Below are 24005 nucleotides of genomic sequence, written 5' to 3'. Positions count from 1 at the left end.
GCTTACCTCAGATATTTCTGCGACACGAGATCGGAGAGCCGGAACAGGTCCGACCGGATCTGCTGCAACATCTGGGGCGTGACCTCCTCGGGTTCGATCACCGAGAGCTGGGTGCGCAACGGCATCAGCGCGCGCAGCAGATCGCCCGGACGCCCGGCCACCTCGGCCTCGGGAAGCTCATCAAGAAGCCCCTTCAACCGATTGAGATGAAACAGAATTGCGCGCGGGTTGGCGGCGTCGAGCACCAGCAGGTCCAGCACCGTCTCCAGATTGGTGCGCACCCGGTAGCGGCGCTGGTGGGTGATGACGCTGTCGGCCACCTCCACCGCCAGATCGAGCGCACCTTCCGGCGCATCCTCGGCGGTGAAACGGATGAGCAGCGCGGCAATCCCGTCGGCGCGTTCCAGCGCCCGACCGATAGACAGGAAGCGCCAGCCCTCGAAACGATACATGTTCTCGTGCACGAGACCGGAGAACCCGGTGATCTTGCGCAAAAGTACCCCCATCGCGCGCGCCGTATCGTCGCCGGGGCGCGCGGTGCTCACCATCCCGCGGGCGGTCTTCGATAGGTCCTTCAGCGCGAGCCACCCATCGGTCGAGAAGCGGTCACGCACTTTCGACGCACAGGCCTGCGCCGCATCGAGCCGCTGCAAAAGTGCATCCGGCACGGGTTGCGAGATATCGAACCCGTGCGCGCCGAGGAACTCCGCCAGACGAGCCAACCGCGCGTCTTCCGGGCTGCCTGTCGCGGCGAGGCGTAGGTGATAGGCACGGATCACCCGGATCGAGTCCTCGCAGCGCTCGATATAGCGGCCGAGCCAGTAAAGGTTGTCGGCGGCCCGCGCGGGCAGCGTGCCGGGGATCTTGCGGCGGAAGGTGCCGGGCTGGCGCGGCGCCATGCTCGCCGAGGGCACCGGCTTGTCCGAGACAATCCAGACATCGGCCACGGCCCCACCCTGCTGCATCGACAGCGCGGTCGCATCGCCCTCCGGCCCGATCCGGGCATAGCCGCCCTTCATGAACTGCCAGCCCTGCGGCGTGCGCGCCGCAAACACCCGCACCGTCATCGGACAGGGCCGGACCGAGCCGCCGCCCTGACCGTCGTCATGCCATGCGGGTGTCGTGGACAGCGTCACCGCCTCCTGCCCCACCAGATGCCGCCCCTCGGCCTCCAGCCAATCCGCGATCGGCGCCTCCGCACCCGAGCGGAACTGCCCGCCCAGCGCGGTCGCGGCATCCAGATCGAAAGGCAGGTTCACCGCCATCGCGGGTCCGATCATCATGGTCTCGGCATTGGCGCGGACATGGGCGCGCTCGGACGCGCCGCCGCACCACCATGTCGCGATATTGGGCATGGCAAGGGGCTGCCCGGTCAGCACCCGCGAAATCTTCGGCAGGAAGGCCATCAGCGCACGGGTCTCCAGCACGCCTGCGCCCAGCGCGTTGACCATTGCGAGATTACCCTCGCGCACCGCCTCCATCAGGCCGGGCGTGCCGATCTGGGTGTCGGGGTCCATCTCGAGCGGATCGACGAAGCCCGCATCCATCCGCCGCCAGAGCGCGCCCAAGGGTTGCGGCCCCTCGATCGTGCGCACCATCGCCTCGCCATTCTGCACCAGCAGATCCTCGCCTTCGAGAAGCGACAGGCCGAGGTAGCGCGCGATATAGGTATGCTCGTAATAGCTGTCATTGGCCGGGCCCGGCGTCAGGATCGCGGCGCGGCGCATATCGCCCTCGCCCCGCCCCGCAAGCGTCTCCAGCGCGGCGCGGAAATCGCCAAAGAAGGTGGCGAGCTTGTGGATATGATCGCGCGGGAAGCTCTCGGGGAAGATGCGCCCCGTGGCCATCCGGTTCTCCAGCGCAAAACCCGCCCCCGAGGGCGCCTGTGTCCGATCCCCCAGCACGAACCACGACCCGTCCGGTGAGCGCCCTATCTCGAAGGCGAGGAAATGCAGGTAATTCCCCCCCTTGGGCTCCACCCCCACCATGGGACGCATCCAATGCGCGTTGCCTGCGATCAGTTCGGGCGGCAGATGCCCGTTCGAGACGAGATTTCCCGGCCCGTAGAGGTCGGCCATCACCGCCTCCAGGAGATCGGCGCGCTGTGCCAGCCCCTCGCAGATACCCGACCATTCGCTTTCATGCAGGACGACGGGGATATGGCTCAGCGGCCATTCGCGTTCGGCTAGAACGTCGTTGGAATATTGCCGGTAATAGACGCCCGCATCGCGCAGATATTGATTGGCGCGTTCGAAGCGCTGCGGAATCTCTCCCGGCTCGAGCTGCAGGAACTTCTCCACGAAGGGCCGCCAGACGCGCCGCATCGCACCGGAGCGTTCGAACAGCTCGTCGGCCACGCCCGGCACGGGCGCATAGCCCGCCAGAAGCGGGTGCTGTTCGAGCGGGCTCGCAGCGTCGGGCGTATCGGGGCTTTGCATCGGGTCTCCGTTAGGCTCGGATCAACTCAGCCCGACAGGACGTCGCAGGTCAAGCGTCAGGGGGAACTCCGGATGGGGGGTCTCCGGTTCCGGACGATAGGCCCCCGGTGTATGACCGTGCCCCTCGAAGCGCGCCAATCGGCGGGCTTCCGCCTCGTTGCCATTCACCGGGAAGGTGTCGTAGTTGCGTCCCCCCGGATGGGCCACGTGATAGACACAGCCCCCGATCGCCCTGCCCGTCCAGTCGTCATAGATATCGAAGGTCAGCGGCGCATTGACCGGCAGCGTCGGATGCAGCGCCTCGGCAGGTTGCCACGCCTTGAAGCGTACCCCGGCGACCGAGACACCGCTTTCCTGTGTCCGGGCGAGCGGCACGGGACGCCGGTTGCACATTACCTTGTAGCGGTCCTGATGGAGCGAGGTCATCTTCACCTGCAAACGCTCCACCGAGCTGTCGGTGTAGCGCACTGTGCCGCCAATGGCGCCGGTCTCTCCCAGCACATGCCACGGCTCGAGCGCCTGACGGATCTCGAGATGCACGCCTTCGGCCTCGATCTGACCGCAGAAGGGGAAGCGGAACTCCGATTGCGCCTCGAACCATTGCGGATCGAGATCGAAGCCGTGGCGACGCAGGTCGGCGAGAAGATCGGTGAAATCCTCCCAGAGGTAATGCGGCAGCATGAAGCGGTCATGCAGCACCGTCCCCCAGCGCACCGAACGCCCCTCTACCGGCGCATTCCAGCACCGCGCGATGATGGCGCGCAGCAGCAGTTGTTGCGCGAGCGACATGCGCGGGTCCGGCGGCATCTCGAAGCCGCGGAACTCGACGAGGCCAAGGCGACCGGTCGGCCCGTCGGGCGAATACATCTTGTCGATGCAGATCTCCGCCCGGTGGGTGTTGCCGGTGACATCGGTCAGCATGTTGCGCAGCAGCCGGTCCACCAGCCATGGCGGCGGGACGTTCCCGGCCTCGGGCGGATGGATCTGGCTCAGTGCGATTTCCAGCTCATAGAGCGTATCATGGCGCGCCTCGTCGATCCGGGGGGCCTGCGAGGTCGGGCCGATGAAGAGGCCCGAGAACAGGTAGGACAGCGACGGGTGCCGCTGCCAGATCAGGATCAGCGACTTCAGCAGATCGGGGCGGCGCAGGAAGGGGCTGTCGAGCAGCGTCTCCCCCCCGACCACGACATGGTTGCCGCCCCCCGTGCCGGTATGGCGCCCGTCGATCATGAACTTGTCGGCCCCCAGCCGGGACTGGCGGGCCTCCTCATAGATCGCCTCGGTGGTGGCGACGCAATCCTCCCAGCTATGAGCGGGATGGATATTCACCTCGATCACGCCGGGATCGGGCGCGACCCGGATCACGTTGAGGCGCGGATCATGCGGTGGGGCGTAGCCTTCGATATGGATCGGCAGGCCCATCGCCTTGGCGCTTTCCTCGGCGGCGGCGATCAGTTCGAGGTAATCCTCCAGATCCTCGGTCGGCGGCATGAAGACGCAAAGCCGCCCGTCGCGCGGCTCGACCGAGATCGCGGTGCGCACGACGCCGTCGATGGTATCGAGATCCTGCTCGACGATCCGCTGCCCCGGCTCGGCCGATTGCGCCTCGGAGACGGGCTGGCTGTGTTCCTCGGTGGGCTTGTCGACCAGCCCCTTCTCGGCAGCCTTTTCCATCTCGGCATGGAAGTCGGGCAAATCGCCTTTGGGCAGCGAGGTATCGGTGACGTAGTGATAGGGATATTGCGCGGGCGGCACATAGGGTAGCGCGCCCAGCGGCAGACGGAACCCCGCAGGGCTGTCCCCGGGGATCAGGAACAGCTTGCCGCGCCGGGTCTTCCACTTCTCCGAGCGCCAGCGATGGCCGGGCTGCGCCTTGGCCTGCCAGCGCTGCACCGGCAGGATGTAACCCGTGGGCGTCTCCAGCCCGCGATTGAAGACCCGCGCGAAACGCGCGCGATCCTCGGGGTTCTTCAGCTTGCTGTCCTCGGGCGTGACATTCTCCGGCAGATTGCCCTCTTTCAGCATCCATTCGGCCGGGTCTTCATAGGCGGGCTGGGCGTGATCGGGCTCGATCCCCAGATGTTCGGCAATGCCCCGCATCAGCGTGCCTGCCTCTTCCGGCCCCGCGCCGGTCTTGTCGCCCTCCTTGGCGATCAGATCCTCGTCGCGCCAAATCGGCTTGCCGTCGCGCCGCCAGTAGAGCGAGAAGGTCCAGCGCGGCAGGCTCTCGCCCGGATACCATTTGCCCTGCCCGTAATGCAGAAAACCGCCCGGCGCGAAGCGATCGCGCAGCCGCCGGATCAGCTCATCGGCCAGCGCACGCTTTTGCGGCCCCACGGCGGCGGTGTTCCACTCGTCGCTCTCGAAATCGTCGATCGAGACGAAGGTCGGCTCGCCCCCCATCGTCAGGCGCACATCGCCCGCTTTCAGGCTCTCATCCACCTTGCGCCCCAGCGCATTGAGCCGCTCCCATGCCTCGTCGGAAAACGGCTTGGTGATGCGCGGATGTTCGGCCACCCGGTCCACGGTCATGTCGAAGGCGAAACTTACCTCCGGGCTGCCGACCGAGGAAAAGCCCCCCGAGATCGGGGCGGCATTGCGGAAATGGGGTGTGGCCGCCAGCGGGATGTGGCTCTCGCCGGTCAGCAATCCGGATGTCGGGTCCAGACCTATCCAGCCCGCGCCGGGGATGAAGACCTCGCACCATGCGTGCAGATCGGTGAAGTCGTGATCGGTGCCAGACGGCCCATCCAACGCCTCCAGATCGGGTTTCAGCTGGATCAGGTAGCCCGACACGAACCGCGCCGCGAACCCCAGATGCCGCAGCACCTGTACCAGCAGCCACGAGCTGTCCCGGCACGAGCCCGAGCGTTTCGCCAAGGTCTCCTCGGGCGTCTGCACGCCGGGGTCCATGCGGATCGTGTAATCCACCACCTTCGAGATATGCGCATTCAGCGCGACGAGGAAATTGACCGTCCCTTTGATCGTGTAGTCGATCTCGCCGATGAACTGCGCCAGACGCGGGCCTTCCGGCTCGGGGGTGCGGTAGATCGACAGGTCGTCGCGCAGCTCCTCGGGGTAGTCGAAGGGCCATTCCTCGGCGAACTCCTCGGTGAAGAAGTCGAACGGGTTGTAGACGGTCATGTCCGCCGTCAGGTCCACCTCGATCTTCAGCTCGGTCACCGGCTCGGGAAAGACGAAGCGCGCGAGCCAGTTGCCATAGGGGTCCTGCTGGTGATTCACGAAATGCCCGCCGGGCGAGACCTTGAGCGAATGCGAGATCACCCGGGTGCGCGAATGCGGTGCAGGCCGCAGGCGAATGATCTGCGGGCCGAGCGTTACGGGGCGGTCATAGGTGTAATGGGTCAGGTGATAAATGCTGGCATGGATCGCCATAAGTCTCGCTCCCGCAATAAGTCTTCGCGTTTTCACGATGACGGAGGCGGCGCTCCGGTAAAAGCCGCAATTTCAAAAAATGCGCCCTGCCCCTGCCCATTGGTCAATCGAACGCCCAAAAAGCGGGCAGGCAGGCAGCGGCAAAATATTTCCGATCAATTCACTCAGGCATTGACGCGTTCGTGAGCGCCCGCTACCTCTTCGCTCACGAAAACGCGAATGGAGACTTCAATGACCCGGACCCTCGCCCTCGCCCTGATGGGCACGGCCCTCGCCACGCCGACGCTTGCGGATGTGAACATCTACTCCCACCGTCAGCCCGAACTGATCCAGCCCGTGCTCGACGCCTTCACCGAAGAGACCGGGATCGCGGTGAACATCGCCTATGTCGAGAAAGGCATGGTCGAGCGCCTGAAAGCCGAGGGCGACCGCTCCCCCGCCGATCTGGTGCTGACCGTCGACATCGCGCGGCTGAGCGAAGTGGTGAATGCGGACGTGACGCAGGCGGTCGAGGACCCGGCGCTGCAAGACGCGATCCCGGCCGAATTCCGCGACCCGCAGAACCACTGGTTCGGCCTGACCTCGCGCGCCCGCATCGTCTATGCCTCGAAAGAGCGCGTGGCCGATGGCGAAGTGACGACCTATGAAGACCTCGCCTCCGATAAATGGAAGGGCCGCATCTGCACCCGCTCCTTCACCTCGGATTACAACGTCGCGCTGACCTCGGCCTATCTCGCCCATCACGGCGAAGAGGCGACCAAGGAATGGCTCGAAGGGCTGAAGGCGAACCTCGCCAAGACCCCCGAAGGTAACGACCGCAGCCAGGTGAAGTCGATCTGGGCAGGCGAATGCGACATCTCGCTGGGCAACACCTATTACATGGGTCAGATGCTCGCCGATCCCGAGCAGGCGCAATGGGCCAATTCCGTGCGCATCACCTTCCCGGTTTTCGAGGAAGGCGGCACCCATATGAACGTCTCGGGCATGGCGATGACCAAATCCGCGCCGAACCGCGAGGACGCGCTCAAGCTGATGGAATTCCTCGTCTCGGATGAGGCGCAGGAAATCTACGCCCAGACCAACCACGAATTCCCGATCAAGCCGGGCGTTGCGCGCTCCGAACTGGTGCAAAGCTGGGGCGAATTCACGCCGGACACGCTGGACCTCGCGAAACTGGCCGAGCTGCGCCCGACCGCGCTGAAGCTGATCGACGAGGTCGATCTCGACGGCTGATCGCGCTCCCGCATCAAAAACACAGAAAGCGGCGTCCAGCGGGCGCCGCTTTTCTCATTGTCCGGAATTGGAGCGCAACCGCAGCGGTTACTGGGCCGCGATCTGCAGCGCCTCGTCGGGGCCGATGCGCACGCCGTCGATCGCGGCCATTTGCTCCAGATCCTGCTCGTAGCGACGCTGCAGCGAGGCCCGGTCGAGCGGATCGAACTCGGCGATCGGCGTGCCTTGCGGCTGCTGGTGATGGAACCGCGCCAGACGGCGTTTCTGTTTCGGCCCGATCACGACGCCCGAATGGTGCAGGCGCTGCATCATCGCGATCACCGTATCGGCATGGGCGGTCTCAGCATCGGGCGCGGGATCGAGCGAGGCGCCCGGCACCAGCGCGGCCATCGCCTCGCCGATCTTCGAGCCATGCGGCAACACGATGATTTCGCGCGGGTTGAGACCGGCTTTCAGATCGCGCACCACGTTCACCCAGCGGCGCGGACGCGCCATCAGGCGCGGCGTCAACTCTGCGAAGGGCTTGAGCGGACGGCGCGCGGCGAGATCACGCCAGAGCGCCGGGTAATAGTCTTCATAGCTCGGTGCGTAGAGCACCACGCGCCCGACCGAACCGCTCAGCGCCTCGCGGAACCGCTCGGCCCGTTCCTGAGCCCGGGCGAAAAGGTGATAGAGCCCCGCCGCCGCATCGCCGATCAATTGCGAATCGAGGTGGACACGCCCGCCAGCCGCAGCCCCGATCACCGCCGGACCATAGCCTGCGCGGGCCAAAGCGTCCTGCCCACAGCCAAGCGTTCTTGCCATCTGGCCACTCATTCCACCCGAAGCGGGCGCTGCGATGAAGATGTGATGCTGGTTCATGTCTGGGTGTCCTTCCCTGCAGATAGTGGTCTAGAGACCGAATGTGGCCAAATGTGGCCGTCCGCAGGAAAGCTTCGCGGCGAACACACGCATAGGTAATGTCGATTTGGTGTGCCCGAGGGTCATCCCTCCCCATATCTGGACATCGCCGCGCCGCCGCGCCAAGGTCGCGCCGGACCCGCGAAGGAGGCGAATATGGCGCGCAAGATCATCATCGATACCGATCCCGGGCAGGATGACGCGGTGGCGATCCTGCTGGCGCTGGCCAGCCCCGACCTCGAAGTTCTGGGCATCACCTGTGTCGCCGGGAACGTGCCGCTGACGCTGACGTCGAAGAACGCGCGCGTGGTCTGCGAACTGGCCGGGCGGACGGATGTGCCGGTCTATGCGGGCTGCGACCGGCCGCTCGCACGCGACCTGGTCACGGCGGAATATGTCCATGGCAAGACCGGGCTCGACGGGATCGAACTGCCCGAACCTCAGATGGCGCTGCAGGACCAACACGCGGTCGACTTCCTGATCGAGACGCTGCGCGCCCATCCCGCCGGCAGCGTGACGCTCTGCCCACTGGGCCCGCTCACCAATATCGCGACCGCGCTCCAACGCGCCCCCGACATCGCCGAGAAGATCGCAGAGATCGTGCTGATGGGCGGCGCCTATTTCGAGGTGGGCAACACCACGCCCGCCGCCGAATTCAATATCCATGTCGATCCGCAAGCCGCGGAAATCGTGTTCAAATCGGGCGTGCCGCTGGTGGTGATGCCGCTCGACGTGACGCATAAGGCGCTCACAACCCGCGCCCGCGTCGAGGCGTTCCGCAATCTCGGCACGCGCGTCGGCCATGCGGTCGCCAGCTGGACCGACTTCTTCGAGCGGTTCGACATGGCGAAATACGGCTCCGAGGGCGCGCCGCTGCACGACCCTTGCGTGATCGCCTATCTGCTCAAGCCCGACCTGTTCTCGGGGCGGCATATCAATGTCGAGATCGAGACCACGTCCGAGCTGACCATGGGCATGACCGTCGCCGACTGGTGGCGCGTGACCGACCGGGCGCCGAATGCGATGTTCATGGGCGACCTGGATGCGGAAGGGTTCTACACGCTTCTGACCGAGCGGATCGCGCGGCTGTGACGCGCGCAGGGGGCGCTGCCCCCTCTTGGCTGCGCCAATTCACCCCCAGGATATTTGGGCCAAGCCGAAAGTGGCAGCCTGCGCAAGAGAAAGGGGGCCGAAGCCCCCTTGCCCGGTTTACTTGTCTTCCACCGTCGCCTTGACGATGTAATCGGGGTCGTCGACCACGCCGTTGCGCGCCGCGTCGCCCTTCTTGATCTTGTCGACCACATCCATGCCGCTCACGACATGGCCCACGACGGTATATTGCCCGTCGAGATGGGGCGCGGGGGCGAACATGATGAAGAACTGCGAATTGGCAGAGTTCGGATCGGCCGAGCGGGCCATGCCCACGATGCCGCGCTGGAAGGAGATGTTCGAAAACTCCGCAGGCAGGTCGGGCAGATCGGAGCCGCCCATACCGGCCATCGACGTATCTCCGCCCTTCTTGCCGAATTGCACATCGCCCGTCTGGGCCATGAAGCCGTCGATCACGCGGTGGAAGACGACATCGTCGTATTTGCCTTCCTTGGCGAGCGTCATCAGCCGTTCGGCGGATTTCGGGGCCTTGTCGGTGAGCAGGTCGATCACGACCTTGCCCTCGGTCTGACCGCCGATCTGCAGGACGAGCTTCGGCCCGCCGGTGTCGGCCACGCCCGAGCTGTCCTGTGCAAAGGCAGCGGGGGCTGCGACGACGAGGCTTGCGGCGGCGGCGAGAACGGTACGGCGCAGGATATTACGCATCGGCGGCCACCTTCACCGAGATCATCCGGTCGGGGTTCTGCGGCGGCTCGCCGCGCGCGATCTTGTCGACATTGTCCATCCCTTCGATCACGCGGCCGTAGACCGTGTATTGACCGTTGAGGAAATGGTTGTCCTTGAAGTTGATGAAGAACTGCGAGTTGGCCGAGTTCGGGTTCTGCGAGCGCGCAGCGCCCAGCGTCCCGCGATCATGCGGCAGCTTCGAGAATTCCGCCGGAAGGTCGGGATATTGCGAGCCGCCCGTGCCCGCGCGGCCCGGATTGTAGTCCTTTTCCATATTCGCGTTCGCGACATCGCCGGTCTGGGCCATGAAGCCCTCGATCACGCGGTGGAAGGCCACGTTGTCATAGGCGCCGTCGCGGGCGAGTTGCTTCATGCGCTCGGCATGTTTCGGGGCGACGTCGCTGAGAAGCTCGATCACGACCGGCCCGTCCTTGAGCTCGATGATGATCGTGTTCTCGGGATCCTTGATATCGGCCATTGGGTCCTCCGTTGAAAATTTGGGCCGACCATAGGAGCGAGGCCCTTGCGCGGCAAGGACAAAGCGCCGCAGTTCGGTCAGCCGTGTTGACGCGACCCATCGCCGCAGGCATGAAGAACGCAAGCCGCGGGAGCGGGCCACATTCACGATGGTCCCCTGCGCCGATAGGGAGAGTGATTTCATGGCTTGGAAAACCCTCGACGAGGTCGATCTGGACGGCAAGGTCGTGCTGGTGCGCGTGGATATCAACGTGCCCGTGGAGAACGGAAAAGTGACCGATGCCACGCGCATCGAGAAGATCGTGCCGACCGTGCAGGACATCATGTCGAAGGGCGGCAAGCCGGTGCTGCTGGCGCATTTCGGTCGCCCCAAGGGTCAGGTCGTGCCCGAGATGAGCCTCGAGCCGCTGGTGCCCGCGCTGGAGAAGGCCTTCGGCTTCCCGGTGAAATTCGCCAAGGACTGCGTCGGCGGCCCCGCCAAGGAAGCCGTGGGCGCGCTGCAGAAAGGCGAGGTTCTGCTGCTGGAGAACACCCGCTTCCACGCCGGCGAAGAGAAGAACGATCCGATGCTGGCCGCCGAGATGGGCGCGCTTGGCGAGGTCTATGTCAACGACGCCTTCTCGGCCGCGCACCGCGCGCACGCTTCGACCGAAGGCATTGCGAAGATCCTGCCCGCAGCCGCCGGTCGCCTGATGGAAGCCGAGCTGAAGGCGCTCGAGGCGGCCCTCGGTGACCCCGAGCGTCCGGTGACGGCGGTCGTGGGCGGCGCGAAGGTCTCGACCAAGCTCGACCTGCTGGGCAATCTGGTGGCCAAGGTCGATCACCTGATCATCGGCGGCGGCATGGCGAACACCTTCCTCGTGGCGCAGGGCATCGATGTCGGCAAATCGCTGGCCGAGCGCGACATGGCCGACACGGCGAAAGAGATCATGGAAAAGGCCAAGGACGCGGGCTGCAAGATCCACCTGCCCGTCGACGTGGTCGTGGCGCGCGAGTTCAAGGCGGGCGCCGAGAACGAGACCGTGGCCAATGACGCCTGCCCGGCGGATGCGATGATCCTCGATGCCGGTCCGAAATCGGTCGAGGAAATCACGAAAGTCTTCGAGAACTCGCGCACACTGATCTGGAACGGCCCGCTCGGCGCGTTCGAGATCGCGCCCTTCGATGCGGCGACCAATGCGGCGGCGGCGAAAGCGGCAGAACTGACCCGCGACGAGAAGCTGATCTCGGTCGCGGGCGGTGGCGATACGGTGGCCGCGCTCAACAAGGCCGATGCGGCGAAGGACTTCTCCTATATCTCGACCGCGGGTGGTGCCTTCCTCGAATGGATGGAAGGCAAGGTCCTGCCGGGCGTAGCCGCGCTCGACCAGCAGAACTGAGCTTCGCGCCCTGTGACAGGGCGCAGAGACCGATCGGGCCGGGGCTGCGAGAGCGCCCCGGCCCTTTTCATTTGCGCGTCTTTTCGCGGCGCGGGACGCCGCGCAGCGGCGAGGTCACGCCAAAATTCACGCCATTTCGCGATGTTAGCGTCACCAGCGTTGCATCGCCCCGGCGCGGAAACTATCCCTTCTGGCAACACCATATCCCGCAGGAGGAATTCCCATGTCCAACGCCAAGCAGACCGAACAGATGCGCGAGGGCAACGGCTTCATCGCAGCCCTCGACCAATCGGGCGGCTCCACCCCCAAGGCGCTGCGGCTCTACGGGATCGAGGAAGACGCCTATAACGGCGAAGAGGAAATGTTCGACCTGATCCACGAGATGCGTGCGCGGATCATCAAATCCCCCGCCTTCACCGGCGAGAAAGTGGTCGGCGCGATCCTGTTCGAACAGACGATGGATCGCAAGATCGACGGCACGCCCACCGCAACTTACCTCTGGGAAAAGCGCGGCGTGGTGCCCTTCCTGAAGATCGACAAGGGGCTGGAGGCCGAAGAGAACGGCGTGCAGCTGATGAAGCCGATCCCGGGCCTCGACGATCTGCTGTCGCGCGCGGTCAAGGCGGGCATCTTCGGCACCAAGGAGCGTTCGGTGATCTCGGCGGCCAATGTCGGCGGCATCAAGGCGATCGTCGATCAGCAGTTCGAGCTGGGCATGCAGGTGCTGAGCCACGGCCTGGTACCGATCCTCGAGCCGGAAGTGACGATCTCGATCGCCGACAAGGACGAGGCCGAGCAGATGCTGCTGGCCGAGATTCTGAGCCATCTCGACACGGTGCCCGAGGGCAAGCAGGTGATGCTGAAGCTTTCGCTGCCGACCGAACCGAACCGCTACAAGCCGCTGGTCGATCACCCGAAGGTGCTGAAGGTCGTGGCGCTCTCGGGCGGCTATTCGCGCGACGAGGCGAATGAGAAGCTGTCCAAGAACACCGGCATGATCGCGTCCTTCTCGCGCGCACTGACCGAGGGCCTCTCGGCCCAGCAGTCGGAAGCGGAGTTCAACGCGATGCTGGAAGAGGCGATCACCTCGATCCACGCAGCCTCGGTGGCGGGGTAAGATCGGTTAACCGATCAGGGGGCTCTGCCCCCACTCCCTGCGGGAGTTCCCCCGGGATATTTGAACCAAGCCGAAGCGGGGCGTCGGGAGGCGGCCCGCTTTTTGCATTGCACGCGACCTTGCGGCGTCACGCCGGGACACGCTAAAGCTGAACACCCCAGACAGGAAAGGTGCAGGCTCCGTGCAACGACATGTCGTTCTGTTTCGTCGCATGGCGCGGCCGCTCGCGCAGCGTGGGTCGGCCTATATGCGGGCCGAGCAGCTGGTCGAATTGCTGAGACCCCATCTCGATCCGGGGATCACTCTGTCTGTACGTCCGTTCCATGCGCTCGTGATGCCGCCGATTGCGATGCGCGCCGTGGCGCGCAGCATTCCGCGCGGCGCGCTGTGTATCTTCGTGAAATCCGCGGCAAAGCATCTCACGCGCGCGCATCTGGCCCCGCTGCGCAAACGCGGGATCACCGTCGCGCAGGATGTGGTCGACATGAAGCTGCGCCATGTGCGGCCCGAATTGTTCGACCTGCTGATTGCGGCCTCGCTGCGCGGCCAACAGGCGCTGCGCGACCTTTGCGCGGACAAGGGACTGTCCTGCCCGGTCGAGTTGCTGCATCACCATTTCGACCCACGCCTGCAGGCGCTGCCGCTGCCCGAGCGGTCCGGTTTCTCCTGCGGCTATATCGGGCGACCGGACAATGCGATGATCCCCGAGGCGATCCGCGCCGAGGTTGAGACGGTCGATATCTCGGTGGTCGAGGATTTCGAACGCGCCCTGCCTCGGATCGGGAGATTCGCGCTGCATTATGGGGTGCGCCCCGAGAGCCAGACCGCGCATGGCGTCAATCGCGGCTACAAACCGTTTACGAAGGGCTTCACCGCCGCAGCCTGCAACGCGAATATCCTCGTCAATCGCGATGTCGACGATGCGGTGGAAATGCTCGGTGCGGATTATCCGTTTCTGACCGACCCGACGCCCGAGAGCATCACCGAGATGTTCCGGCTGGCACAGGACAGCTATGGCGGGCCGCTCTGGCGTGATGCGCTGGACCGGATGGAGGCGATGCGCGCGACGGTCGAACCGGCCGCCCTCGCGCGGCAGTTAACCGAGATTATTACCCGCGCCGCCCCGCTGGGCTGAGAGCGCGTCATAATACGCCACCGCCTTGCGATCCTCGACCGGCGCGCGTTCGATCTCGGCGACTTTAGCAAGCACGCGTTTGCGGTAGCCCTCGGCACCACCGAAATTGATCGGGCCGCGGGCGAGTTTGGTCTCCAGCTCGGCTTTCGACAGGAGGTAGTAGTGGTTCAGCTGCAGCGGGCTGGAGGTGAAGAAACTCTCCTGCTTGCGCGCGCGGTTCGACACCACCTGCCCCGCCGCGTTGGCGGTGCGGTCGCCCATATCCACGGTCTCGAAACTATGCACGCCCACGGCGGAAACGCGGGCCGGATCGACGATGCATTTGAAGCGCAGAAGATCGCTGTCGCGGGCGTAGGGAACAGGCGCGCGGTCGGTGAAGGCGCGCGTCACCCAGCCGTCGGGGCGCGTCTCGTGGCCCGCATGGCCGAACATGTGCCAGGGCAGCGAGATGTTGGAGTGATCGCCATGCTGCGTGATCGCCTCCATCAGGCTCAGCCCGGGATCGGGGACGAGGAATTCGTCGATATCGATGAAGGCCATCCGCTCGAAATCGGCGCCGAAGGTCGTCACCGCATGGGCATAGGCCGCGACCTGCTGCGAGATGCGGCGCTCCGTGGCCGGGTCGTAGCCCGCCATGCGCCAGGGGGTCACGGTGACGGACGTCGCGAAGGGCGACGCCGCGATCCTGGCCAGCGTGTCGTCAGTGCATCCATTGTCATAGAGAAAGACGTGGCGCGCGCCGGCCGCCGTATGAAATTCCAGCCATTCGAGAATGTAGTCGCCCACGTTCTTCACGATGGCGACGAGGGCCAGCCCCTCGCGCCCTTCGGCTGCGGGCGGCGCGGTGATGCCGAAGAGCCGCATCTTCTTCGACCCGATCGCCTTGATGAACCCGGAGATGCTCACATGCGCGCCTTTCCTGCTGCGAAACCTGCCTAGCCAGATGCGCGCGCCGGGGCAAGTCTGCGCGCATACGGGCGACCGAATGCGAGAAGGACCGCCCGATGCGCAACCCGGAGCGCAACGCCGTGCGAAATCTTTGCAGAATTGATCATCCGGGGGATTCCAATGACGAATCACATGTGACATGATTCAAGGCACAGGGCCCGTCAGAGGCCGTGGCGCGGGTCTGGGGGACAGGCACGCGACCAGCGAAGAAGCGAGGCAGGACAATGGTGATGAGACGCCCCACGATCGGGCCTCTGATTTTCGTGACCGTGGCGGTGGTGCTGGGCGCCTATTTCGCCTTTGCCGCCGTGCAGGGGCGTTACGGCATTCTCAGCCGCGTGCAGATCGAAGCGGAGATCGACGCCAAGCGCGCCGAGCGCGATGCGCTGCGCGCCAAGGTCGACCGGATGGCCAACCTGACCCATCGCCTCTCCGACGATTACCTCGATCTGGACCTCCTCGACAGCCGGGCGCGCGAAGTGCTGGGCGCGATGCGCTCGGACGAGATCGTGATCCGCTGAGAGGCTTACAGGCCTGCCCATTTTCGCGGCACAAACATCGCTCGAAAACCGCCTCACCGGCCCTAGTTGAAACGTGAGCGCCATTCCTGCCCTGCGATACCGCAGGGTCATTGCCTTCGGCCCGGCATTGCTGTAAGGAATGGTTTAACGCTAAACTATTCCGGCCAAGGGAGGTCTGACCAATGGCAGCACGGAAAGGCTCGGCGAGCGGCGCCAAAGCGGGCGCGAATGTCTCGGCCGAGGAACTCAAGCAATATTACCATGACATGCTGCTGATCCGGCGCTTCGAAGAGAAGGCGGGTCAGCTTTACGGCATGGGTCTGATCGGCGGCTTCTGCCACCTCTATATCGGGCAGGAAGCGGTGGTCGTCGGCCTCGAGGCTGCGGCGAAGGAAGGCGACAAGCGCGTCACCTCCTATCGCGATCACGGGCACATGCTCGCCTGCGGGATGGACCCGAAAGGCGTGATGGCCGAGCTCACGGGCCGCGATGGCGGCTATTCGAAGGGCAAGGGCGGCTCGATGCACATGTTCTCGAAAGAGAAGCATTTCTACGGCGGCCACGGCATCGTCGCGGCGCAGGTGCCGATCGGCGCGGGCCTCGCCTTCGCGGATAAATACAAGGGCAACGACAACGTCACCTTCACCTATTTCGGCGATGGTGCGGCGAACCAGGGTCAGGTCGCAGAGACCTACAACATGGCGCAGCTCTGGGATCTTCCGGTCGTCTTCGTGATCGAGAACAACCAATACGCCATGGGCACCAGCGTGAAGCGCGCGACCAAGTCGCCCGACTTCTACGAGCGCGGCATCGCCTATGGCATCGCGGGCGAAGAAGTCGACGGGATGGACGTGCTGGCGGTGAAGCAGGCCGGCGAGAAGGCCGTCGCGCACTGCCGCTCGGGCAAGGGCCCCTACATTCTCGAGATCAAGACCTATCGCTATCGCGGTCACTCGATGTCGGACCCGGCGAAATACCGGACCCGCGAAGAGGTGCAGAAGATGCGCGAAGAGCGCGACGCGATTGAGCATATCCGCCAGCTTCTGCTGACCGGCAAGCACGCGACCGAGGACGAGCTCAAGCAGGTCGACAAGGATATCAAGGCGATCGTCAACGGCGCCGCCGATTTCGCCAAGGAGAGCCCCGAGCCCTCCGCGGATGAACTTTACACCGACATCTATACCGATGTCGCGCCGCAGAACGCCTGAGGGGGGAAAGACAGATGGCAACCAAGATTCTGATGCCCGCGCTCTCGCCCACGATGGAAGAGGGCACGCTGGCGAAATGGCTCAAGAAAGAGGGTGACGAGATTTCGGCCGGTGACATCATCGCCGAGATCGAGACCGACAAGGCCACGATGGAATTCGAAGCGGTCGACGAAGGCACGCTGGGCAAAATCCTCGTCGCGGAAGGCACTTCCGGCGTGAAGGTCAACGACCCGATCGCGGTGATGCTGGAAGAAGGCGAAGACGCCTCCGCCGCCGAAGAGGCCGAAGCGCCCGATACCGGGTCGGACGCCGCCGAAAGCGACGACGAAGGCGAGCCCGCGAAGGCTCCCGCTCAGGCGAAATCCTCGGATGAGGGCGACGACATGCCCAAGCCGGACACCACGCCGGATTGGCCCGAAGGCACGCCGATGAAGACGCAGACCGTCCGCGAGGCGCTGCGCGATGCGATGGCCGAGGAAATGCGCTCCGACGACTCCGTCTTCGTGATGGGCGAGGAAGTCGCGGAATACCAAGGCGCCTACAAGGTCACGCAAGGGCTGCTCGACGAGTTCGGCGACCGCCGCGTGATCGACACCCCGATCACCGAGCATGGCTTCGCCGGTCTCGGCGTCGGTGCGGCCTTCGGTGGCCTGCGCCCGATCGTCGAATTCATGACCTTCAACTTCGCCATGCAGGCGATGGACCAGATCATCAACTCGGCGGCGAAGACGCTCTACATGTCGGGCGGCCAGATGGGCGCACCGATGGTGTTCCGCGGCCCGAACGGCGCGGCAGCCCGCGTGGCGGCCCAGCACAGCCAGGATTACGGCGCATGGTATGCCAGCGTTCCGGGCCTGAAAGTGGTGCAGCCCTACTCGGCAGCCGATGCGAAAGGCCTGCTGAAATCGGCGATCCGTGACCCGAACCCGGTGATCTTCCTCGAGAACGAAATCCTCTATGGGCGTTCGTTCGAGGTGCCGGATCTGGAGGACTTCACCATCCCCTTCGGCAAGGCGAAAATCTGGCGCGAAGGCGCGGATGTCACCATCGTCAGCTGGGGCATCGGCATGAGCCACGCTCTGGAAGCGGCAGACAAGCTCGAGAAAGAGGGCATCGACGCGGAAGTGATCGACCTGCGCACCCTGCGCCCGGTGGATTACGACACGGTGCTCGCCTCGGTGCGCAAGACCAACCGCTGCGTGACCGTCGAGGAAGGCTTCCCCGTGGCAAGCTTCGGCAACCACCTGTCGGCCGTGATCATGGAGCGCGCCTTCGACTGGCTCGACGCGCCGGTGATCAACTGCACCGGCAAGGACGTGCCCATGCCCTACGCGGCGAACCTCGAGAAAATGGCGCTCGTGACCTCGGACGAGGTCGTCGATGCGGTCAAAAAAGTCACCTACCGGTAAGGGGATAGCGCAATGGCAACCCAGATTTTGATGCCCGCCCTGTCGCCCACGATGGAGGAAGGCACGCTCGCGAAATGGCTCGTGAAAGAGGGTGACGAAGTCTCCTCTGGCGACATCATCGCGGAGATCGAGACCGACAAGGCCACGATGGAATTCGAGGCCGTGGATGAAGGCGTGATCGGCAAAATCCTCGTCTCGGAAGGCACCTCGGGTGTGAAGGTCAACGACCCGATCGCCGTGCTGCTGGAAGAGGGCGAGGATGCCTCCGCCGTGGACGAGGCCGAGAGCCCCGTTCCCGGGGAAGCACAAGCCGAAGCCGCCGAAGATGCGAAAGAGACCAAGGACGCCGACAACGCGCCCGCCGAAAAGACCGGCGCGAAAGCCGGTGGCTCGAAAGGTGCGAGCGCCGCACCGAAGACGGAAAAAGCGCCTGCCGCGCCGCAGGATGCGGATGGCAAGCGTGTCTTCGCCTCGCCGCTCGCACGCCGCATCGCCGCCGACAAGGGCGTCGATCTGGCCGCGCTCAAAGGCTCGGGCCCGAAAGGTCGTATCGTGAAGGCCGATGTCGAAGCCGCCCAAGGTGGCAAGGCAGCCCCGGCCAAGGCGGACGCTCCGAAAGCGGAGGCTGCGGCCCCTGCCCCGGCAGCGGCATCCGTCTCCTCCTCGACCATCGCGAAGATGTATGAGGGTCGCGAATACGAGGAGATCGAGCTTAACGGGATGCGCAAGACCATCGCCGCGCGTCTCACCGAGGCCAAGCAGACGATCCCGCATTTCTATCTGCGCCGTTCGGTCAAACTCGACGCGCTGATGAAATTCCGCTCGCAGCTCAACAAGCAGCTCGAGGGGCGCGGCGTGAAGCTGTCGGTCAACGACTTCATCATCAAGGCCTGCGCGCTGGCGCTGCAATCGGTGCCGGATGCGAATGCCGTCTGGGCCGGTGACAAGGTGTTCAAGCTGAAGCCCTCGGACGTGGCCGTCGCGGTCGCAATCGAAGGCGGGCTGTTCACCCCGGTGCTGAAGGATGCGGAGATGAAGTCGCTCTCGACGCTTTCCGCGGAGATGAAGGACCTCGCCACCCGTGCCCGCGACCGCAAGCTTGCACCGCATGAATATCAGGGCGGCAGCTTCGCGATCTCCAATCTCGGCATGTTCGGGATCGAGAATTTCGACGCGGTCATCAACCCGCCGCATGGCGCGATCCTCGCCGTCGGCGCTGGGATCAAGCAGCCGGTCGTGAATGCCGAAGGCGAGATCGAAGTGGCGACCGTCATGTCGATGACGCTCTCGGTCGATCACCGTGTGATCGACGGCGCGCTCGGTGCGGAGCTGATGAAGGCGATCTGCGAGAACCTCGAGAACCCGATGCTGATGCTGGCCTGAGGCCACGCCATTTGCTGAAAATGACAGAAGGCCCGGACCGCTAGGTCCGGGCCTTCGTTTATCCTCAACAGATTAGTCGTCTCGCATCTCACGCTGACGCATCGGCATCGCATCAATGGTGGAGAACAGCGTCTCCGCGGAGATCGGTTCCGCGCGGTCCATCTTCACCCCGCCGTCCTTACCGATCAGCAGCATCCGAAACCCGTCGACCCCGAACTTGCCGCGCAACGCGCCAGCCTTTTCCGGTGTCGTGTCGGCGAGAACGGTGATGTCACGTTCCGAAATTCCCGCAGCCTGTGCATTCACCATTTTCCGCGCTGCGCGAAGCTGCGGATCCGCGTCGGACGCGGCGAAGATCAGCACCACGCGGCGATCCCAGCGATACGACGCGAGATCGCTCTGATCCGCTGGCAGCGTCTGAAAGTCGACACTCGCGCTGGCACTCGCAAGTCCCACCGGCGCGCAAACGAGAAGGGCCGCGAGCCCGGTCATCCAAATCGGTTTCATTTCGCACTCCTGTGATCTGTCACGAGAGCTACGCCCTGCGCCCCTGCCCGGGTTCACTTTAGCCAGGTGCCAGATATGAAAAAAGCGGGGCCGAAGCCCCGCCTGTCTATTCCATGAGAGATGCGCTCACTTGCTGTGCAAAAGCTGATCCATCTCGCGCGCGGGACGGTCGCAGCCCGCCTCGCCGACGATCTTCGCGGGCACCCCGGCCACGGTCTTGCAGCACGGCACGTCTTCCAGCACCACCGAGCCCGCCGCGATCCGGCTGTAATCGCCGACATGGATATTGCCGAGCACTTTCGCGCCAGCCCCGATCAGCACACCATTGCCGATCTTCGGGTGACGCTCTTCGTCTTCCTTGCCGGTCCCGCCAAGCGTCACCGAATGCAGCATCGAGACATTGTCGCCCACGACAGCCGTTTCGCCGATCACGATCGAATGGGCATGGTCCATCATGATGCCGCGCCCGATCTTCGCGCCGGGATGGATGTCCACGCCGAACAGCTCGGAGGTCCGCATCTGCACGAAATAGGCCATGTCGCGGCGACCGTTCGTGAACAGCCAATGCGCGATCCGGTAGCTTTGCAGCGCCTGAAACCCCTTGAAGAACAACAGAGGCTGGATCAGCCGGTGGCAGGCTGGGTCGCGCTCGTGCACGGCCACCAGATCGGCCCGCGCCGCCTGCCCCAAAGCGGGATCGGCAGCGAAAGCTTCCTCGGCGATCTCACGCAGAAGCTGCTCGCTCATCTCCGCCGAGGCCAGTTTCATCGAGAAACGATAGGCCAGCGCCCGTTCGAGCGTCGGATGATGCAAGAGCCCGGCATGGATCAAGGACCCCAGAAGCGGCTCGTCACGCACCGCAGCCCGCGCCTCGTCGCAAATCTGCGTCCAGACCGGATCGACGGTTGCAACCTTGGCCATCTGCTTGTTCATCGGATTACTCCCTCTTCGCGCGCAAGAACTTAACACATAGGCTTTCCGGCGAATAGAGGAAGGGGCATTTCGTCATTTCGCTTAAGGGGCTGTCGCGTCAAGCGCCACGCGGCCATCCCCGCACAGACATAGCCCAGCGCCTGCAGATAGCGCGGATCGCCCGGCCCCGCCTTCGCCCGAGGCAGGCCCAACGCCATGCTCAGGACCGAGCCGTTCCCCCAGTGCGGATGCGCGCGGCGGAATCGCTTGCAATAGAGGTCCGCCGCGTGAACCCGATCGAGGAGTCGCAGAAGCTGGTCCGGACGCTGCTCATCGGGCCAAAGCATCACCACCCGCGCGAGCGCCATCAGATCGCCGTCCAGCACCGCGCGCATCTCACCCGGTCCAGGTCAGCCGTGCTGGCAACCCCGGCCCGAAGACATCCGATATCTGCGCCACCTCGAAGCTCGGCGCGCCGATCATCCCGTCTTCCTTGCGCTCTGCCGCGCCATAAGTCCAATCCGGTGCGCTTACGACAACCTCGCGCCGGATCGCCTGCCCCTCAAACACCCGCACCCGATAGCGCTCCGACACCTCGCCCAAAGGCACGTCCAGCGCCTCCCAGTCGTCGCCCCCGATCCGCGTCCGCCGCACCCAACTCAGCCGCAGATCCCCGCCCAGCGACTGCGCGCACAAATGACAAGGCGACAAGGGCCGCAGCCCGATGCCCGCAAAGGCTTGAACCGTATGAATATAGGAGGGATCATCATAGCCACGACCGGCAGGCCCCACCCGGTAGTGACGCGCCTGATTTCGCGCCGAGGGCGACACCTCGATCTGGCGCGGCGTCCCGTCGAGCAGCACGACCACCGAGCCTTCCGGCCAAGCATCGGGCATGAGCGCATCGCTCCCCGCCTGCCCGCGCAAGCGCAACGAGACGTCCCAGACGCCCGGCTCGACCGGCTCGGCGGTCCGGAACTGGAACACCTCCCAGCGATCCGACGAGCCATCCCCGATCGCCATCGCGTTGAGCCCCGCCAGCACGCCCTCTTCGCTCGCGCTTTCCAGGGCCCCCGACAACATCTTCACGCGCAAGCTCGGCCCGCGATCCCAGAGCCCGCTCTGCGCACGCGACAAGATCGTTTGGGTCACCCCAATCGCAGCTTGGGTTTCGACCTTGGCATTCAGCGCATAGCCCGCATCCTCCAGCGCCGAATACAGCGCGGCCGCTCCCGGCCAAGGGCTCGACGTGACTGCCAGATGCGGCGCGTAAGCGTCTTCCGCGCCTGTCAACAACGGCAAATCAAGGAATACTGGTGTGACCGGCACAGGCGGCGTGAAGCTCTCGATCCGCGCAACCTCGTCGGTCTCTTCCGAGGCCTCATAGATTCCCGGCTCGACCCGGACCGCCTCCACACGGATCGCCTCCGCACGCTCCATCCGGTCGATCCGGTAGCGCCGCGCGCCCTCCTCGGTCTGCAGCAGCACGACATCCCCCGGCCCTAGCCACCCCATCGACGGCGGAAGCGTGAACTGCGCCGTATCGCGCGCCACCCGCGCCTCCGAGAGCCAGCGGTTCACGACACGCATTCCCTCCGCCCGCGTCAGCGCCAGGGGCGCCTCGCTCGCAGAGGCGGGGCCGTTTTCCTCGTCGGGGAAAATCGCCTCCACGGCGCGGGCCTCGAAGCTACCATCGGCCTCGACATAGGCCAGTCGTACGCGCCCCGCGATCTCCGCCTCCGGCGCACGGCGCGTCTCAAGGCTCTGATCGTCGCCATCCAGCGCCAGCAGCGGAGGCGCCACCTCCGCATCGACCGACGCATCACGCATCCGGAACACCAACTCCCCGTCGCGCTCCACCGCATCGAAACCGTAGATCAGGCTCAGCGACTGCAGCGCACCGCGCGGTGTGATCCCCCCGGGCATCGCATATCCGCGCACCACCCCATGCAACGCGCTCACATCGAACACCTCGACCCCCGCGAGCGCACAAATCTCGCCCACGACATGCGCCAGAGGCTGTGCTGTCGCCCGCCCAGAGATCCAATGCCCCCGCGCGTAGTTCGCCGCGTCGTCCCATACCTCCGGCAGACCGGGAAATTGCGGATAGGGTCGGACATCCCACGCCCAGACATGGGCGCGCGCCATATCCACCATCGTCCCGCCGTAATATTCCGAGAGCGGATTGTTGGCCGCATCCCCCCAATATTCGGTCATCGCCCGCAGATATTGCATCTGGATGTAATCATCGCGCCGCCCATCCGAGTAATGCGGCAGCGCGCTTTCCGAGCTTTTCGGATCGAGGAACTTGTTCGGCTCGTTCGTCCCCTTGTCGATGGCCGCACAACCCATTTCATCGACCCAGGCCGCGTCGAATTGCGGCCCGCGCAGCGACTCCGGCTCATAGGCCGAGAAGGCCTGCGCGGTCGCCCCGTTCGGCCAGACGAGCCGACGCCGCCCCGCCTCCCAGTCGGGCCTGCGGTCGGGCGGAGAGCAGGCCAAGATCCCGCTCTCCCCCATCACCATCACATCGCGCACCTGATCGAAGGTCTCACCGACCAGCGCCACGCGCCGCGCCCTTCCGGGGTCGAGCGGGCGTGCGCCTTCCACCTGCGCACGCACCCACTCGGCCCCGGCCCGCGTCTTGCCCGCGCCGCGTCCGCCCATGATCACCCAGGACTTCCAATCCCCTTCGGGCGGAAGCTGATGATCCAACGCCCAGAACTCGAAGATCCAGGGCAGCGCGAGCAATGCATTGTCGTCGAGCCCGTCGAGAAACGCCTCGACGCTCTCAGGCGTCGCGGAGGCGAGCCAAGCGGCGCCCGATTTCAGCTCTGGCGGCATCGAAGTCGAGCGCGCCATCGCGTCCGGCGGCGACACCTGCCAGCTGTCTGCGGAGTTTCTCGACACGCGATCGTTCCTCCATCACCAAATGAAAAGCGGTGCGGAGGTCCTTGACCGCCTGCACCGCCGCTTTCGCCTCGGATATGTCGCCACGCCGCACCCCCTGCAGCGCCTGCGCCAGCTCCTCGGCCACGTCCCGATAGAGCGCTTCGGTCTGATCCAGAAGATCGACCGGCGCCCCCGCCTCGTTCACTTTGTTGTCTTGCATCACTGACGAACCCACCCGTTCCAAGTTGGTCCGTTCGAGAGACATGAAAAAACGCCGTCGGGTTTCCCCGCGGCGCTTGCCCACTTCTCCTAGC

The 24005-nt window shown here is 65.0% G+C and carries 20 protein-coding genes; 9 read left to right on the top strand and 11 right to left on the bottom strand.

Annotated features, from left to right (window positions below; translation table 11 throughout):
* Positions 1-2: 2 nt before the first annotated feature.
* Positions 3-2438, bottom strand: a complete 2436-nt coding sequence (locus ACZ7GB_RS18210) for a circularly permuted type 2 ATP-grasp protein (RefSeq protein ID WP_472159861.1) — start codon at positions 2436-2438, stop codon at positions 3-5.
* A gap of 21 nt (positions 2439-2459) precedes the next feature.
* Positions 2460-5834: a transglutaminase family protein gene (locus ACZ7GB_RS18205; RefSeq protein WP_472159860.1), complete on the bottom strand. Its 3375-nt coding sequence runs from the start codon at positions 5832-5834 to the stop codon at positions 2460-2462.
* A 231-nt stretch (positions 5835-6065) separates the two neighbouring features.
* On the opposite strand from ACZ7GB_RS18205, the gene ACZ7GB_RS18200 reads away from it, so the two are divergent.
* Complete coding sequence (locus ACZ7GB_RS18200) at positions 6066-7067, top strand: Fe(3+) ABC transporter substrate-binding protein (protein WP_246831898.1); 1002 nt, start codon at positions 6066-6068, stop codon at positions 7065-7067.
* 87 nt (positions 7068-7154) lie between these two features.
* Here the strand turns inward: ACZ7GB_RS18200 and ACZ7GB_RS18195 are convergent, their stop codons facing one another.
* Positions 7155-7928 carry a hypothetical protein gene (locus ACZ7GB_RS18195; RefSeq protein ID WP_078540622.1) on the bottom strand — a complete coding sequence of 258 codons (774 nt, stop codon included), beginning with the start codon at positions 7926-7928 and terminating at the stop codon, positions 7155-7157.
* Positions 7929-8123: 195 nt separating this feature from the next.
* Here ACZ7GB_RS18195 and ACZ7GB_RS18190 point away from each other — a divergent pair, with 195 nt between their 5' ends.
* The gene (locus ACZ7GB_RS18190; RefSeq protein ID WP_472159859.1) at positions 8124-9059 is read left to right on the top strand and encodes a nucleoside hydrolase; all 936 of its coding nucleotides are present in this window, start codon (positions 8124-8126) and stop codon (positions 9057-9059) included.
* A 117-nt stretch (positions 9060-9176) separates the two neighbouring features.
* On the opposite strand, the gene ACZ7GB_RS18185 is transcribed toward ACZ7GB_RS18190, so the two are convergent.
* Both ACZ7GB_RS18185 and ACZ7GB_RS18180 read right to left on the bottom strand, forming a co-directional pair.
* On the bottom strand, positions 9177-9782 hold the full coding sequence (locus ACZ7GB_RS18185; protein WP_078540620.1) for a peptidylprolyl isomerase: 606 nt from the start codon (positions 9780-9782) through the stop codon (positions 9177-9179).
* Positions 9775-10281: a peptidylprolyl isomerase gene (locus tag ACZ7GB_RS18180; protein ID WP_078520883.1), complete on the bottom strand. Its 507-nt coding sequence runs from the start codon at positions 10279-10281 to the stop codon at positions 9775-9777. Before ACZ7GB_RS18180 ends, ACZ7GB_RS18185 begins: the two co-directional genes overlap by 8 nt.
* Before the next feature lie 181 nt (positions 10282-10462).
* On the opposite strand from ACZ7GB_RS18180, the gene ACZ7GB_RS18175 reads away from it, so the two are divergent.
* The 3 genes from ACZ7GB_RS18175 (at position 10463) to ACZ7GB_RS18165 (ending at position 13911) form a co-directional block, all read left to right on the top strand.
* A complete protein-coding gene (locus tag ACZ7GB_RS18175; protein ID WP_078570940.1) occupies positions 10463-11659 on the top strand; it encodes a phosphoglycerate kinase in 1197 nt (398 codons plus the stop codon).
* Between the two features lie 223 nt (positions 11660-11882).
* Positions 11883-12776 carry a fructose bisphosphate aldolase gene (locus ACZ7GB_RS18170; RefSeq protein ID WP_472159857.1) on the top strand — a complete coding sequence of 298 codons (894 nt, stop codon included), beginning with the start codon at positions 11883-11885 and terminating at the stop codon, positions 12774-12776.
* Between the two features lie 181 nt (positions 12777-12957).
* Positions 12958-13911: a hypothetical protein gene (locus ACZ7GB_RS18165; protein ID WP_472159856.1), complete on the top strand. Its 954-nt coding sequence runs from the start codon at positions 12958-12960 to the stop codon at positions 13909-13911.
* Here the strand turns inward: ACZ7GB_RS18165 and ACZ7GB_RS18160 are convergent.
* Positions 13873-14817, bottom strand: coding sequence for a glycosyltransferase family 92 protein (locus tag ACZ7GB_RS18160; protein WP_472159854.1), 945 nt, complete (start codon positions 14815-14817; stop codon positions 13873-13875). The genes ACZ7GB_RS18165 and ACZ7GB_RS18160 overlap by 39 nt on opposite strands.
* A gap of 266 nt (positions 14818-15083) precedes the next feature.
* Between ACZ7GB_RS18160 and ACZ7GB_RS18155 the strand changes: the two genes are divergently transcribed.
* The 4 genes from ACZ7GB_RS18155 to ACZ7GB_RS18140 all read left to right on the top strand — a co-directional run bounded on the left by ACZ7GB_RS18155 (position 15084) and on the right by ACZ7GB_RS18140 (position 19380).
* Positions 15084-15380, top strand: coding sequence for an FtsB family cell division protein (locus tag ACZ7GB_RS18155; RefSeq protein WP_152844401.1), 297 nt, complete (start codon positions 15084-15086; stop codon positions 15378-15380).
* A 182-nt stretch (positions 15381-15562) separates the two neighbouring features.
* Positions 15563-16588: a pyruvate dehydrogenase (acetyl-transferring) E1 component subunit alpha gene (gene pdhA, locus ACZ7GB_RS18150; RefSeq protein ID WP_078520888.1), complete on the top strand. Its 1026-nt coding sequence runs from the start codon at positions 15563-15565 to the stop codon at positions 16586-16588.
* 14 nt (positions 16589-16602) lie between these two features.
* Positions 16603-17997, top strand: a complete 1395-nt coding sequence (locus ACZ7GB_RS18145) for a pyruvate dehydrogenase complex E1 component subunit beta (RefSeq protein WP_472159852.1) — start codon at positions 16603-16605, stop codon at positions 17995-17997.
* Between the two features lie 12 nt (positions 17998-18009).
* Complete coding sequence (locus ACZ7GB_RS18140) at positions 18010-19380, top strand: pyruvate dehydrogenase complex dihydrolipoamide acetyltransferase (protein ID WP_472159850.1); 1371 nt, start codon at positions 18010-18012, stop codon at positions 19378-19380.
* A gap of 72 nt (positions 19381-19452) precedes the next feature.
* On the opposite strand, the gene ACZ7GB_RS18135 is transcribed toward ACZ7GB_RS18140, so the two are convergent.
* From ACZ7GB_RS18135 to ACZ7GB_RS18115, 5 genes are all read right to left on the bottom strand, one after another.
* Complete coding sequence (locus ACZ7GB_RS18135; RefSeq protein ID WP_472159849.1) at positions 19453-19887, bottom strand: DUF4174 domain-containing protein; 435 nt, start codon at positions 19885-19887, stop codon at positions 19453-19455.
* A gap of 126 nt (positions 19888-20013) precedes the next feature.
* Positions 20014-20820: a serine O-acetyltransferase gene (gene cysE, locus ACZ7GB_RS18130; protein ID WP_078520891.1), complete on the bottom strand. Its 807-nt coding sequence runs from the start codon at positions 20818-20820 to the stop codon at positions 20014-20016.
* Between the two features lie 29 nt (positions 20821-20849).
* A complete protein-coding gene (locus tag ACZ7GB_RS18125) occupies positions 20850-21194 on the bottom strand; it encodes a DUF7742 family protein (RefSeq protein WP_078605628.1) in 345 nt (114 codons plus the stop codon).
* A 1-nt stretch (position 21195) separates the two neighbouring features.
* Entirely contained in the window at positions 21196-23661 is a 2466-nt protein-coding gene (locus ACZ7GB_RS18120; protein WP_472159847.1) for a phage tail protein, read from the bottom strand.
* Positions 23591-23956, bottom strand: a complete 366-nt coding sequence (locus ACZ7GB_RS18115) for a hypothetical protein (protein WP_472159846.1) — start codon at positions 23954-23956, stop codon at positions 23591-23593. Before ACZ7GB_RS18115 ends, ACZ7GB_RS18120 begins: the two co-directional genes overlap by 71 nt.
* Positions 23957-24005: the final 49 nt, after the last annotated feature.

Source organism: Thioclava sp. PTB-PU3-1 (assembly GCF_055666785.1).
The sequence above is the reverse complement of the archived record's forward strand: the minus strand, read 5'-3'. Positions and strand labels throughout refer to the sequence as shown.

Coding starts and splice junctions, on each gene's coding strand:
- ACZ7GB_RS18180 (WP_078520883.1), bottom strand. CDS start 10,281: ATGGCCGATATCAAGGATCCCGAGAACACGATCATCATCGAGCTCAAG.
- ACZ7GB_RS18175 (WP_078570940.1), top strand. CDS start 10,463: ATGGCTTGGAAAACCCTCGACGAGGTCGATCTGGACGGCAAGGTCGTG.
- ACZ7GB_RS18120 (WP_472159847.1), bottom strand. CDS start 23,661: ATGGCGCGCTCGACTTCGATGCCGCCAGAGCTGAAATCGGGCGCCGCT.
- ACZ7GB_RS18195 (WP_078540622.1), bottom strand. CDS start 7,928: ATGAACCAGCATCACATCTTCATCGCAGCGCCCGCTTCGGGTGGAATG.
- cysE (WP_078520891.1), bottom strand. CDS start 20,820: ATGAACAAGCAGATGGCCAAGGTTGCAACCGTCGATCCGGTCTGGACG.
- ACZ7GB_RS18115 (WP_472159846.1), bottom strand. CDS start 23,956: ATGTCTCTCGAACGGACCAACTTGGAACGGGTGGGTTCGTCAGTGATG.
- ACZ7GB_RS18135 (WP_472159849.1), bottom strand. CDS start 19,887: ATGAAACCGATTTGGATGACCGGGCTCGCGGCCCTTCTCGTTTGCGCG.
- ACZ7GB_RS18125 (WP_078605628.1), bottom strand. CDS start 21,194: ATGCGCGCGGTGCTGGACGGCGATCTGATGGCGCTCGCGCGGGTGGTG.
- ACZ7GB_RS18205 (WP_472159860.1), bottom strand. CDS start 5,834: ATGGCGATCCATGCCAGCATTTATCACCTGACCCATTACACCTATGAC.
- ACZ7GB_RS18140 (WP_472159850.1), top strand. CDS start 18,010: ATGGCAACCCAGATTTTGATGCCCGCCCTGTCGCCCACGATGGAGGAA.
- ACZ7GB_RS18190 (WP_472159859.1), top strand. CDS start 8,124: ATGGCGCGCAAGATCATCATCGATACCGATCCCGGGCAGGATGACGCG.
- ACZ7GB_RS18170 (WP_472159857.1), top strand. CDS start 11,883: ATGTCCAACGCCAAGCAGACCGAACAGATGCGCGAGGGCAACGGCTTC.
- ACZ7GB_RS18210 (WP_472159861.1), bottom strand. CDS start 2,438: ATGCAAAGCCCCGATACGCCCGACGCTGCGAGCCCGCTCGAACAGCAC.
- ACZ7GB_RS18200 (WP_246831898.1), top strand. CDS start 6,066: ATGACCCGGACCCTCGCCCTCGCCCTGATGGGCACGGCCCTCGCCACG.
- ACZ7GB_RS18145 (WP_472159852.1), top strand. CDS start 16,603: ATGGCAACCAAGATTCTGATGCCCGCGCTCTCGCCCACGATGGAAGAG.
- ACZ7GB_RS18185 (WP_078540620.1), bottom strand. CDS start 9,782: ATGCGTAATATCCTGCGCCGTACCGTTCTCGCCGCCGCCGCAAGCCTC.
- ACZ7GB_RS18155 (WP_152844401.1), top strand. CDS start 15,084: ATGGTGATGAGACGCCCCACGATCGGGCCTCTGATTTTCGTGACCGTG.
- pdhA (WP_078520888.1), top strand. CDS start 15,563: ATGGCAGCACGGAAAGGCTCGGCGAGCGGCGCCAAAGCGGGCGCGAAT.